This window comes from Cytophagaceae bacterium (assembly GCA_016722655.1).
GTDB lineage: Bacteria > Bacteroidota > Bacteroidia > Cytophagales > Spirosomataceae > Leadbetterella.
Genome location: JADKIR010000004.1, coordinates 983,193 through 996,050, shown reverse-complemented (window position 1 = coordinate 996,050; position 12,858 = coordinate 983,193). Strand labels below are relative to the sequence as shown.

General features: G+C 39.6%; 13 protein-coding genes and 1 pseudogene. 8 read left to right on the top strand and 6 right to left on the bottom strand.

Translation table 11 applies throughout. From position 1 onward, the window contains the following. Positions 1-23 precede the first annotated feature (23 nt). Positions 24-356, bottom strand: a complete 333-nt coding sequence (locus IPP61_04960) for a hypothetical protein (protein MBL0324519.1) — start codon at positions 354-356, stop codon at positions 24-26. Positions 357-641: 285 nt separating this feature from the next. On the opposite strand from IPP61_04960, the gene prfB reads away from it, so the two are divergent. Continuing rightward, a protein-coding gene (gene prfB / locus IPP61_04955) for a peptide chain release factor 2 (protein MBL0324518.1) occupies positions 642-1,719 on the top strand; the annotation gives its coding sequence in 2 pieces (ribosomal slippage) (positions 642-692 and positions 694-1,719; 1,077 coding nt in all). 77 nt (positions 1,720-1,796) lie between these two features. On the opposite strand, the gene IPP61_04950 is transcribed toward prfB, so the two are convergent. Together IPP61_04950 and IPP61_04945 are read right to left on the bottom strand one after the other, a co-directional pair. Continuing rightward, positions 1,797-2,312 carry a YceI family protein gene (locus tag IPP61_04950; protein MBL0324517.1) on the bottom strand — a complete coding sequence of 172 codons (516 nt, stop codon included), beginning with the start codon at positions 2,310-2,312 and terminating at the stop codon, positions 1,797-1,799. Between the two features lie 177 nt (positions 2,313-2,489). Beyond that, positions 2,490-3,377: a phosphodiester glycosidase family protein gene (locus IPP61_04945; GenBank protein MBL0324516.1), complete on the bottom strand. Its 888-nt coding sequence runs from the start codon at positions 3,375-3,377 to the stop codon at positions 2,490-2,492. Positions 3,378-3,474: 97 nt separating this feature from the next. Here IPP61_04945 and IPP61_04940 point away from each other — a divergent pair, with 97 nt between their 5' ends. Further along, positions 3,475-5,193 (top strand): M3 family oligoendopeptidase, encoded by a 1,719-nt coding sequence (locus tag IPP61_04940; protein MBL0324515.1) that lies wholly within the window; start codon positions 3,475-3,477, stop codon positions 5,191-5,193. Positions 5,194-5,264: 71 nt separating this feature from the next. On the opposite strand, the gene IPP61_04935 is transcribed toward IPP61_04940, so the two are convergent. Next, the gene (locus IPP61_04935; GenBank protein ID MBL0324514.1) at positions 5,265-5,765 is read right to left on the bottom strand and encodes a hypothetical protein; all 501 of its coding nucleotides are present in this window, start codon (positions 5,763-5,765) and stop codon (positions 5,265-5,267) included. Positions 5,766-5,921: 156 nt separating this feature from the next. After that, complete coding sequence (locus tag IPP61_04930) at positions 5,922-6,410, bottom strand: GAF domain-containing protein (protein ID MBL0324513.1); 489 nt, start codon at positions 6,408-6,410, stop codon at positions 5,922-5,924. 200 nt (positions 6,411-6,610) lie between these two features. Between IPP61_04930 and IPP61_04925 the strand changes: the two genes are divergently transcribed. From IPP61_04925 to IPP61_04900, 6 genes are all read left to right on the top strand, one after another. Further along, entirely contained in the window at positions 6,611-7,543 is a 933-nt protein-coding gene (locus tag IPP61_04925) for a sugar kinase (protein MBL0324512.1), read from the top strand. Positions 7,544-7,676: 133 nt separating this feature from the next. Next, the gene (locus IPP61_04920; GenBank protein MBL0324511.1) at positions 7,677-8,048 is read left to right on the top strand and encodes a DoxX family protein; all 372 of its coding nucleotides are present in this window, start codon (positions 7,677-7,679) and stop codon (positions 8,046-8,048) included. 4 nt (positions 8,049-8,052) lie between these two features. Further along, positions 8,053-8,421 (top strand): DoxX family protein, encoded by a 369-nt coding sequence (locus tag IPP61_04915; protein ID MBL0324510.1) that lies wholly within the window; start codon positions 8,053-8,055, stop codon positions 8,419-8,421. 191 nt (positions 8,422-8,612) lie between these two features. After that, entirely contained in the window at positions 8,613-9,467 is an 855-nt protein-coding gene (locus tag IPP61_04910) for an acetyl-CoA carboxylase carboxyltransferase subunit beta (GenBank protein MBL0324509.1), read from the top strand. Between the two features lie 77 nt (positions 9,468-9,544). Continuing rightward, the gene (locus IPP61_04905) at positions 9,545-9,838 is read left to right on the top strand and encodes a hypothetical protein (GenBank protein MBL0324508.1); all 294 of its coding nucleotides are present in this window, start codon (positions 9,545-9,547) and stop codon (positions 9,836-9,838) included. Position 9,839: 1 nt separating this feature from the next. Next, positions 9,840-10,481 carry a nucleotidyl transferase AbiEii/AbiGii toxin family protein gene (locus IPP61_04900; GenBank protein ID MBL0324507.1) on the top strand — a complete coding sequence of 214 codons (642 nt, stop codon included), beginning with the start codon at positions 9,840-9,842 and terminating at the stop codon, positions 10,479-10,481. Positions 10,482-10,489: 8 nt separating this feature from the next. Here the strand turns inward: IPP61_04900 and IPP61_04895 are convergent. Further along, positions 10,490-12,831: pseudogene (locus IPP61_04895) on the bottom strand (glycoside hydrolase family 3 C-terminal domain-containing protein). Between the last annotated feature and the right edge of the window lie 27 nt (positions 12,832-12,858).

The window sequence follows — 12,858 nt, the reverse complement described above, 5'->3', positions numbered from 1 at the left end:
TTTTGTTAATGAGAATTCTTTATTTATTTTCTTAAAAAAGTCAAAGTGTCACCTTTTTCAATCAAGAATAATTTTTGATTTTGAATCAAATAGTTATATTCTTTAATGTCTGTTTCATTTTCTAAAACAAGTCTATTATTCTCCAAAATAAGATATTTCTTACTTAATTTTTCAGAATTCTTACTAATAACAACTGAATCATTATCCATAAAATTCAAAGAAAAGGTTTCAGAAACAGTGCTTTTTGTTGCCCACTTTCCTACCAACATGTTTTCAGCCAAATGTTTTCTGCCAAAATATATTGTGAAGAAGATTATTGTTGAAACAATTGAAAATACTTTTGTTTTCTTATCCATTTATTTACCCTCAATAAAATTTTTATTTCTACCTCTCAAAACATCCAAGTCGATATTCAGATTAACTTTTCCTCTATAAAGGATCAACTTCATTCTTTCTTCATGTTCTTTTAGGTTCTTTTTTGTATTCTTTCTTTTCTTGTTCTCCATATTGAGTTTTTAAAATCTAAATTTAAATAGAAAAACTCAAATTCTATATTTCTTCAATTCCATACTTCCATTTTCCCCCGTTTCTCCCTACCTTTGCAGACTTTTTTATTTAATGTTTAACCATTTAAGGAAATCATGACAACAGAAGCGTTGAAAGATTTGAGAGCCAGAGTGTCGGCTTTGAGGAGGTATCTTTGACTACGATAACCGTAAAGAGAAGCTTGGGGATTTAGAAAATCAACAGGCCCAACCCGAATTCTGGAATGATTCGGAGCATGCACAAAAAGTTGTTAAGGAAATCCAGACCCTTAAAAACTGGACAGAGGCTTACGAAGAAGCCGAAAACGCCATGAGCGACCTCGAAACCCTGCACGAGTTCTATCAAATGGATGAAGTGTCGGAAGAGGAAATCAAAGCCGAAGGCAAAAAAACAGAGGCCATCATAGAAGAGCTTGAGCTCAAAAAGATGCTTTCTTCGGAAGAAGACCAGTTTTCTGCCATTATCGAAATCAACTCCGGTGCCGGTGGTACCGAAAGCCAGGACTGGGCCAGCATGCTGTATCGTATGTATCTGATGTGGGCTCAAAAACACAATTATAAAGTTAGCCAAATCGACTGGACAGACGGTGACGGAGCCGGAATAAAATCTGCCTCAATGCAGATAGACGGTCCGATGGCCTATGGTTTTTTGAAGTCAGAAAACGGTGTACATCGTTTGGTGCGTATTTCGCCTTTTGACTCCAATGCCCGCCGCCATACTTCGTTTGCCTCGGTTTATGCCTATCCATTGGTTGACGATACCATCGAAATTGAGGTAAACCTGGGAGATATCGAATGGCAAACCTCCCGTTCGGGTGGTGCTGGTGGTCAGAACGTTAACAAGGTAGAAACCAAGGTACAGTTGACACACAAGCCATCGGGAATCGTGATTGTTTGCCAGATTGAGCGTAGCCAGTTGGCCAACAAAGAGCACGCCATGAACATGCTGAAGTCTAAGCTGTATCAAATTGAAGTAGAAAAACGCAATGCTGCCCGTGCCGATATTGAGTCATCGAAGAAAAATATCGAGTGGGGTTCGCAGATCAGAAACTACGTATTCCATCCTTATAAATTAGTAAAAGACGCCCGCTCGGGACATGAAACCTCCGATATACAGTCGGTGATGGATGGCGACCTCGACGATTTTATCAAGGCATATTTGATGATGGATTGAAAAGGAATTTAATTATTGTAAAAGGCATTTTCAATTTCTGAAAATGCCTTTTTTTTAACATCAAATCCTAAATCAATTTACCCTTGTTTTGTCAACTGCACATTCAGAATCAATTTCACTTCGTCGCTTACCACTACGCCACCGGCTTCGGTTACTGCTGACCAGGTAAGTCCAAAATCCTGACGGTTGATTTTTCCTGAAATCTCAAAACCGGCTTTGGTTTGACCATAAAAATCGGTCATTAATCCACCAAATTCTGCCTCAAGGCTAATTTCTTTGGTTACATCTTTAATCGTAAGATTACCTTTCAGAGTATTTCCATCATAGGAAGTTGATTCAAAATTCAATGCAGGGAATTTTTCGGCATCAAAAAATTCTGGAGACTTCAGGTGACCGTCACGTTGCTCATTTCCTGTAGAAATTGAGTCGATTTGGGCTGAAAAGCTGATTTTCACATTCTCAAATGAGTCGTCACCAGCTGTTTCTGCTGAGGCGTCATAAACTTTGAAGTCACCCGTTACGGTGCTGATCATCAGGTGTTTTACTTTAAATTGCACTTCCGAGTGCATTGGGTCGATTTTCCAGATTGCCATTATATTTTTTGTTTAATGTATTAACAATATATGTATATACATCAATTAATTTTTACAATTAAAAATTAGTTTCATTTTGGTCTAAATTTTTTTTTGAAATATTACTAATTATGTCTAATCAGATCCAAATATTTGCTTGACTTTCAATTCTGCCACCAAAGTATTTGCCGGGGATAATCACCTGATATAGAAAATATTGCTTACCGATCGCTCCCCATGATGATCAAATTTTTTATTGTCAGAAGGATAATTGACCACTCCGTTTTCGGGTTGGCCCTTGATATACATGGTAGTGGAGCCCCCGCCATCAAAATTGATGGCATCTTTGCATTTTAAACTTTGGAGTAGAATAGTAAGTTCGTTCAAACTCACTCCTTCTGACTCTGCAGCCCGGCCATCTACGGTTACTATCAGGAGCTTTTGGTCTGAGGTGACACACGCACAGGTACGCGGATGGCGGTTGTCGTTAAAGGCAGTTTTTGCTAAAGGTTGAGCTTCCTTATCGAATAACAAAAGTGGGCCAGTCAGCAGTACATACGCTGCGTCAAGCTTATCTTCCCAGCCTTTATCTTGTTCGCCTTTAATTATTTTCACCTGATTGTCCTTAATGGTGAACGCCGAAATGGCCTGTTTAAATGGTAATCTTTGTTTGGCATAAACCCTCGAAGTATCATACACCTGGCCATTGATTTTGATATAATCCACCGCTCCACCATTCTTCATATCAAAAAATCCTGCATTCACAGCTGCAACGGCACCCACAGATTGGGCAATTTCGCTGGTGGGTTTTAGAGTGCCTCCAAAAGGATTGGGGTCGGAATAACTGTCGGCCGATGCCAATCCAAATTTTAGCTTTTTTGTTTTCAAACTGACCTCCAAAATATTGATATTTTCGTTTAAACCCAGGCAGTCTTTGTTCCAAAACCGGTATGTTTTGTGTGTCAGACCTTTTTTCAATCTCTCTTTTTGAAATGATGCTTTAGTCCAATCCGGTAATTCCGGATTTTTTTGTGAAAAACTATTTTGGAAAATAAATAAAAATATAAATGGTAGAATCCGGAACATGTTTGATGATTATTTTCAGAAATATAAATCAAATTTTACAAAAAGATATATTTCATCCGCCAATCCATGGCTAAATTGTAGCCTCAATTATTGAAATATGAGCAATAGAATATTAGAACGTAGAAAAAGAGAATTTTTAGGGGAAGATTTTAAATTGGAATCTTGGGAATTAGTTAAGCCTTTTTACGAAAACCTCAAAAATAGAGACATTAATTCTAAAGAAGAATTGGAAAAATGGTTAAAAGACAGAAGCGAGTTGGAGTCGTATTTGTCAGAAAATATGGCCTGGAGATACATAAAAATGACTTGTGACACTTCCGATGAAGAAAACCAGAAAGCTTATCAGTTTTTTGTGGAACAAATAGCACCTAATACCGCAGTTTTTTCGGATGAACTAAACAAAAAATCTCTGGCTTTGGCCGAAAAATTTGGATTATCGGGTGGTGGCTATGATATTATGTTACGTGGTTTGCGTAAATCAGTTGAGATTTTTCGTGAGGAAAACATAGAGCTGGATACCAAAATTCAGCTCAAACAAACAGAATGTCAGGGAATTACAGGAGGAATGACCGTCGAAATAAATGGTGAGGAAATGACCATGCCCAAGGCAGCCACACTTCTTCAGGCCGTAAAACGCCAAACCCGGGAAGATGCCTGGCGAAAAATTTCGGAAAGAAGATATACTGAAAGAGATAAGTTAGATGTGATTTTCAATGAACTGCGTGACCTTCGCCACCAGGAAGCCCGCAATGCCGACTTCGAAAACTTCCGGGATTATATGTTTGCAGCCATGGGAAGGTTTGATTATACACCTGCTGATTGCTTTGCTTTTCATGAGTCTATAGCCCAAACCGTGGTGCCCATAGTAAACCAAATGACGGCAGAACGCAAAGAAAAATTGGGATTGGGAGAATTGAAGCCCTGGGATTTGAAAGTAGATGCCGAAGGCAGACCTGCACTGAAGCCTTTTCAAAACGGCAAAGAACTTTTAGTTAAAACCGAAGTCTGTTTCGAAAAAATTGATTCGAAACTTTCAGAATATATCAAAATAATGAGAGCTATGGGGCATTTTGATGTGGAATCAAGGAAAGGAAAGGCTCCTGGCGGTTACAATTATCCTTTGGAAGAAATAGGCGTACCATTTATCTTTATGAACGCCACCGATAGTGTGCGTGACCTTGTGACCATGGTGCATGAGGGTGGGCATGCAATTCATTCGTTTGAAGTACGTGAGTTGCCCATCAATGCTTTCCGTAATCCAACCATGGAAGTGGCTGAATTGGCCTCAATGAGCATGGAACTGATTTCGATGGAGCACTGGGATACTTTTTTTACCGATGAAAAAGAACTAAAAAGGGCCAAAATTGAGCATTTGGAAGATATTTTGGCCGCTTTACCCTGGATAGCCACGGTAGATAAATTCCAGCATTGGATTTACGAAAATCCGACCCATACCGTGAATGAGAGGAAATCGGCCTGGAACCGAATTAATGGAGAATTCTCTGATGACGTAACCGATTGGACGGGTTTTGAACATTTCAGATCATATTCCTGGCAGAGGCAGCTACACATTTACGAAGTACCGTTTTATTATATCGAATACGGTATGGCTCAGTTGGGTGCCATCAGTGTTTGGAGAAATTATAAAAACGACCCCAAAAAAGGCTTGGAGGGTTATCTGGCAGCATTAAAATTGGGTTACACCAAAACCATCAAAGAAATCTACGAAGCCGCTGGTATTAAGTTTGATTTTTCCAAAGAGTATATTGCAGAGTTGATGGATTTTGTAAAAGGGGAGTTGGTAAAGTTGAGATAAGTAGCTTTAAAAAAAATCAAGCCCGCCGGATTATACTTTCCAGCGGGCTTGTTTAATATTAGAGTTACCGATTAATTCGCCAATCCTACAACCGATTTTTCAGTCAGATTCAAGGTTTTCATCACATTTTGCAAATTGTTTTTATCCACCATTTTGGCAAATTTTCCGGGAACAATCACCACTCTGAACACTTTGGCCAAACGCATGCTGTTGTTGAGCTTCATAGGGTCAAAGGTAGCATCGAGGAAAATGCTGAAATCATGTTTGGTAAAGTCGAAATTATACTGGAAAATACCCTCACTGATAGTATAAATCTGTGGTAACGGCTTCCAGATATCAGCACCGGTTTTGTCAGTTCCGGTCAATTCATACACCAAAAGCACATCAGAGTCAAAAATTACAGGATTAAGATTATAGAAATTTCTGAACTCGTTGTTGGGCGTAAAGTCGGCTTTTACTTCAAAAACTTCCGCCAAAAGTTCATTGTTGATGGGTTGGGGTGTTTCGGTATAATTACAAGATTGCATTAAACCTGCCGAAATAAATAGTCCGATAAAAAATAGCTTTTTCATAACCATAAATATTAAAGTGAATAATTCTTTTTACTGAGATATATCCCTTAGATGCTAATGGTTGGTTGAAAGTTTGCTGAAAAATTTTGATTAGATTTAATAAAATTATAACTCGCTGATAATGTGTGTTAAGGGAAATGTTAATGCTAAATAGATTTAAATTTTATCAGAAAGCATACCCATGATTTGCTCCAAATAGACCTGATCAATTTCAGAAAAATCATTCAGTTGGTCAGAATCTACATCCAGAACCCCTCTGATTTTTCCCTTTGAATCAAAAAGTGGCACCACAATTTCCGATTTTGAATCAGAGCTACAGGCGATATGGCCGGGAAAGGCCTCAACATCAGCAACGATTACAGTTTGTTGGGTAGAAAAACAATGCCCGCATACGCCTCTTTCATACCTGATGCGAGTACATGCGATAGGCCCTTGAAACGGCCCCAAAACGAGCTCTCCTTGCTGATTATCTAAATAAAACCCTACCCAAAAAAAGTTAAATGCCTGCCTCAATGCCGCAGAAATATTGGCCAAATTGGCAATCAAATCAGATTCCGGGGCTATGAGTGCTTGTATTTGAGGAACAAGGGCCTCATACAGGTCTTTGCGATTTTTTGTTTCAGGTAAGAATAAGTTTTCAGCCATTTTATATTGAGTTAGTATTTTGCAGCAGGGATTGAGCGATTGTTTGATCCGTCAGCTGACGGAGAGTACTACGCCGGTGCGTGGCCGGCTGCCCAAAAGATTCTGCCAATTATTTCAAAAGATTATCGGACAAAATTATTGAAACAATACTTGTATTAGCTGTTTTTTTTGAGGTTTTTTGTTTTGGAAAAAATTAACCTATGAATAAAAGAGAATATGGTCTCGTGGCGGTGGGCGAGCTGCTGGGAGATTTTATTGGCAGCGAAATCAGCAACAATTTATATGATGCGGCGAAATTTGACCGCTTTCAGGGGGGTAGCCCGGCCAATCTGGCTTCGAATATGGCCCGACTGGGCTTCAAAACAGCTATCATTTCGGCGGTGGGAACCGATAATCTCGGAAAATATTTGGTGGAAAAAGTGCAGGAGGCAGGTGTAGATACGAGTCTAGTGATTTATGATAAAAACGAACCCAGTAGTATAGTGTTGGTATCAAGGACTACCGGTACTCCTGATTTTATTCCGTATCGCACGGCTGACCGCATGATTAAACCTGAAGATATTCCTGATGAATTATTGAAAAAAGCAGCGGTGTTTCATACCACATGCTGGCCCTTGAGTATGCAACCGTCGCAGGCTGCTGTGCTTGATGCTGCAAAAAGAGCGAAAGCAGCAGGATGTGTGCTGAGTGCCGACCTGAACTATGCTGAGAGAGTCTGGCCCGACCGTGCGGAAGCCCATCGGGTGATAAAAGAGTATTTATCACATGGAGCATTGATAAAACTGAGTGAAGATGATGCAGAACGATTTTATGGCGAAGAGGTGGCGGAAGATCGGATTTTTGAGGATTTTTTTAGTTGGGGAGCGGAATTGATATGTTTTACAAAAGGAAGTAAAGGAAGTGTAGTTTTGTGGAATAAAGGCAAAAACAGAATAGAAAACCAACCCAAAGCAGTGAATGTGGTAGATGCTACCGGAGCAGGGGATTCGTTCTGGTCAGGATTTTTGGCAGCCTATTTAGCCGGAAAATCACCGGAAATATGTGCCACGGCAGGAGCCAACATGGCCCGGATAAAGCTGACTACCGTGGGCCCAATCAAAGAAAATGTTGATTTGGAGCGTCTTTTTGATTGAAATAAATAAGAATTGTCGTTTTACAACCCCACAATTGTCACGATTGGAGGTCAAAAATGCGTTACTTACCTGTTAATTTTGAACTTTCTGATTGGGAATTTTATTTAAGAGTTTTAACCCTATTATTGTATTTATGAAAAAAGACAAGATTATTTATTGGGTCAGCACCGGATTCATCTTTTTGTTTGAAGGTGTTATGCCGGCATTGACCTCCCACACCGAAATGGCCAAACAAAGTATTGCCCATCTGGGTTATCCATCTTATTTCGGGTCAATGTTGGTAGTTTTTAAGGTTTTAGGAGCTTTGGCTTTGATAGTGCCACAAGTGCCAGCCAGAATTAAAGAATGGGCTTATGCTGGTTTTGGTTTTGTGTTTATGTATGCCTTTGTTGGTCATGTAGTTATGGATGGCCTAAACGGGATGTCTATTTTCCCATTGGTGGTTTTCGCAATCATGATTGTTTCGTACTTCTATTATCACAAAATCAACCCAAAAACCAATTAAAATTATGAAAAAGAATAAAATCATTTTTTGGATTAGCACGGCATTTATTGCTGTTTTGGTTGGACTAACTCCGATTTTGACCTGGAAAGACCCTCAGAGTATTGAAATGATTACCAAGCATTTGGGATATCCACTTTATTTTCTAAATACACTGAATGTCCTGAAAATTTTGGGAGGATTGGCTTTGTTGATTCCACAAGTACCGGCAAAGGTGAAAGAGTGGGCTTATGTGGGTTTTGCGATAGACTTTATCGGAGCAACTGTTAGTTTGGTTGCTGTTGACGGTGCAATTGGGCAGTCATTTTTCCCACTGATATTTTTGGTAGTTTTAGTGGTTTCTTACGTTTATAAAGAGAATTTGGCAAAAGCCTGATTTTTATATTTTTTTAAAATAAATAGAATGAGCCAATCTACTGATTTTGGCTCATTTTTATTTATTAACTTGTGATGCCGATTGGAATTTTGTTTTTTGAAATAAAATTAAATACTATAATTTCAAAAAAGCCGAATTGATTTTGTTTTGAAATTATTCCTGTATATTTGCTGCCCCAAAACCTACCATATATGTCTTGGTTTAGAAGAACTGAAAAAGGAATAAATACACCTACGGAGTTGAAAAAAGAGACTCCTGACGGTCTTTGGTACCAGTGCCCCGAATGCAAGAATATAATGCATACTCGTGAGCACAAAAACAATGCATTTACCTGTATTCATTGTAATTATCATGAAAAAATAGGGTCTGAGGCTTATTTTCAGCTATTGTTTGACGAAGGGAACTATGTTGAACTTGACAAAGATATGATTTCGGCCGATCCGCTTAATTTTGTTGATACCAAGGCTTATCCCGACAGAATCAAAACAACAGTAGCCAAAACAGGCCTTAAAGATGCATGTCGCACCGCTTTTGGCGAAATGAATGGCAAGAAAATCACCATTTCGAGCATGGATTTCGGGTTTATCGGGGGCTCAATGGGCTCTGTGGTAGGTGAAAAAATCGCCCGGGGGATTGACCATTCTATCAAAACCAGGACACCTTTTCTGATGATTTCAAAATCAGGTGGTGCCAGAATGATGGAAGCGGGCTATTCGTTGATGCAAATGGCCAAAACTTCAGCCAAACTGGCTCTTCTCGAAGAGGCCAAAATACCTTACATTTCGCTTTTAACCGACCCAACCACAGGTGGAGTTACCGCCTCTTTTGCTATGTTGGGCGACTTCAATATTGCAGAACCTGGTTCATTGATTGGTTTTGCCGGCCCGAGAGTTATTAAAGAAACTATCGGTAAAGACCTGCCTAAAGGATTTCAAACGGCTGAGTTCGTGCTGGAGCACGGTTTTCTTGACTTTATCGTAGACCGCAAAGACCTCAAAGATAAGCTTTCCAGCCTGTTGGAGATATTAGTGAGGAATTCAAAGTAATTTCTTCAAAAGATTAGGGTTTTTCTTTAATTATATTTCTTGTTCACTGGATTCGGAGACATAATTTTATCCTGCCAATGAGTAAACCTAAAATTTCAAATCTTGCTTTTTGGGATGTCGATTTTGAAAAAATTGATTTTCAAAATAGCTGTGCCTATGTATCAAGTCAGGTATTTAATTATGGCTTACATGATGAAATGATTGAAGTTTTGAGATTTTATGGTCTGAAAACAATGAGAAAAGAAATAGTCAATTCTGCCTATCTTCGTAAAGAAGCCCTTTCTTTTTTTTGTCTTATTTTGAAATTAAAAGAGACAGATTTTAAAAACTTTGAAAAGTGGAATCGGGCAAATTCAACCTGGCAATTTTAATATGTTGAATTACCAAACCTTAGAAAACAATACACTTCAATTATTGAAGGAATTGATGCAGATTCCTGAATTGGATAACTTCGTATTGGTTGGGGGCACAAATTTAGCACTTCGATTTGGCCATCGAATCTCTGTTGATATTGATTTATTTACCAATGAACCTTTTGAGATTGAAGAAGTTAAAGCTGCCATTGCATCAAAATTTGATAACAAAATACTTTTAGGAGAAAAAAAACAGTCCTTGTGGTTTGTTATTAATGGGATTAAAGTGGATTTTATATTACATCAATACAGATATATCAAAAAAATTGAAATAATTGATGGAATCAGAATGCTAAGTGTACAAGATATAATCCCAATGAAACTTCAAGCACTTGCAGGAAGGGGTGTAAAAAAGGACTTTTGGGATATTTATGAATTATTACATCATTACAATATTAATGAAATGAGGGTATTTCATGAGAATAAATATCCCGATACCGACTTTGGTTATATCGTCCTTTCATTGACATACTTTGCAGATGCCGAGGTTCAAAATGAAGATCCAATTGGATTAAAAGGGGTTACTTGGGAGGAAATAAAAAGTAAAATTTCAAGATCTACGCAGGAATATATTACAAAATCCATTACCGATAAACTATAGTTTCAATTTCACTCCACCACCACTTTCCCTTCCAACCTAATATCCACTGAACTGGCACCCACCATCACTTTAAATGCACCCGGTTCAACGACTTTTTGCATATCGATATTGATCAGAGACAAATCATCAGAAGCAATATCGAAAGTCACCCTTTTTTCTTCGCCTGGATTCAGCATGATTTTCTGAAAATGTTTTAATTGCTTTACCGGTTGCACTACCGATGCCACTTCATCCCTCAGATAAAGTTGCACCACTTCTTTTCCGGCTACTTTTCCGGTGTTTTTGATTTTGCATGAAATCTCGAAGCCCACTTTTCCTTTTTTGTTTATCACTAAATCAGAAAATTGAAAAGTGGTATAGCTTAAACCATACCCAAAAGTATAAAGCGGCAACTGGCTCATTTCTACATATTCATGACCAGTCGGGGTCTTTTTGTTGTAATAAACAGGCAATTGACCAACGTTTTTTGGAACAGAAATCGGCATTTTCCCTGAAGGATTCACATCACCCATCAAAACATCGGCTATGGCACTGCCTCCCTCCTGACCGGGGTACCACGCACAAAGCAAGGCATTGGCGTTTTGTGCTGCCCAGTTCATTTCCAGAGGTCTGCCCTGAATGTAAACCACAATCATGGGTTTTCCTGTCGCTTTGATGGCTTCGAGCAATTTTTGTTGTTTCCCCAATAAGCTCAACGATGCCCTGTCGTAACCTTCGCCGCTTTCCATGTCACTGATAGCAGCACTGGAAGTTACTGCTGCTCCCGTTTCGATGTATTTGGTTTTAAAATCCCGGGCACTTGAGCCGCCTACTACCACTATAACTACTTCAGCATTATGGGCGGCTTTTACTGCAGCCTGTATGTTTACGTCTTTTTCATCCCTTATCGCACAGCCTTTTACATATTCTACTTTGGCTTTCGGATATTTCGCTTTAATACCTTCCAAAACCGTCACAATATTGCTTTCCTCCTGCGGAGCCGTATAGTCGCCGAGTTGGTTATAAATGTTGTCGGCGTTTGGTCCGATTACAGCGATTTTCCTTAGGTCTTTAGAAAGTGGAAGAATGCCTTTTTTGTTTTCCAACAAAACTATTGACTCTGCCGCCACTTCTTTTGCAAGCTTAATATGCTCGGTATTTCTAACTTCTTTTTTGCAGTTTCTGGGTTTACATAAGGGTTTTCAAAAAGTCCCATCTCAAATTTTAATTTCAGAACCCTCGCAACAGCTGAATCTAACGTAGCCCTACCCACTTTGCCTTCTTCTACTGATTTTTTGAGTGCCGCAAATCCACTCGCACCCAGGTCAACATCTACACCGGCATTGAGAGAGATTTCTCCAGCTTCTTTAAGGTCTTTTGCCACATGATGACTGCCTTCGAGACCATTGATGCTAAAAAGATCAGACACCACAAAGCCCCTGAAACTCCAGGATTTTTTCAAAAGTTCATTGTAAAGATGTCCATTGGCAGTATTGGGTATGCCGTCGATGGAGTTGTAGGCGGTCATAATCGACAAAGCCCCGGCTTTTACAGCAGCTTCAAACGGCGGCAGGAAAACCTGTGTAAGTTCACGCTGTCCGATTACGCTCGGGTTGCCGTTGTGTCCACCCTCCGGAATACCATAAGCGATAAAATGCTTGAGTGTAGAAACCACCCCAAAAGGATTGCCCAGATTGCCAGCCCCGCCACCTTTCACTACTGCAACACCTATGGCAGCAGTTAGTACCGGATCTTCGCCAAAACTTTCCTCTACACGCGACCAACGTGGCTCACGTGAGAGGTCCATCACAGGGCCGTAGCTGATGTGACCACCTTGCAGCCGGAGTTCCTTGGCCATTGCTGCCGAGACTTTTTCTACCAGGTCAGGATTCCAACTGGAGGCCAACCCTATGCCCGTCGGAAACACTGTAGTACCTATCGCCATGTGCCCGTGAGGCGATTCTTCGGCCAGAAAAAGCGGAATACCCAGTCGGGTGTTTTCCATCACATATTTTTGCAGAGCATTCCCGGCTTTTGCGGCCAGCTCGGGGTTGAGGCCATTTTCAAGGGTCTTTTTGGTCCAGGGGTCTGCCCGATATACTCCCCAAAACATACCAATATGTTTGGTATCAATCAGGTTTTTAAAGGTGGCAGAAATATCTACCTCATTGCCGTTTTTCTCATACATTTCCCAGCCCATGGGACAGAGCAACTGACCCACTTTTTCGTCAATAGTCATTCGGTTTATCAAATCCTGTGTTCTTAGTTCAACCGAGAGCTTTGAGTTTTTATAATCAGGTAGATTTTGGGCAAAAACCTGTGTAAAAACTGAAACCAGAAAAAGTATGCTAAGAGAAATTTTGCGGCACATAAGGCAATTATTAAAATTTTTTCAAAA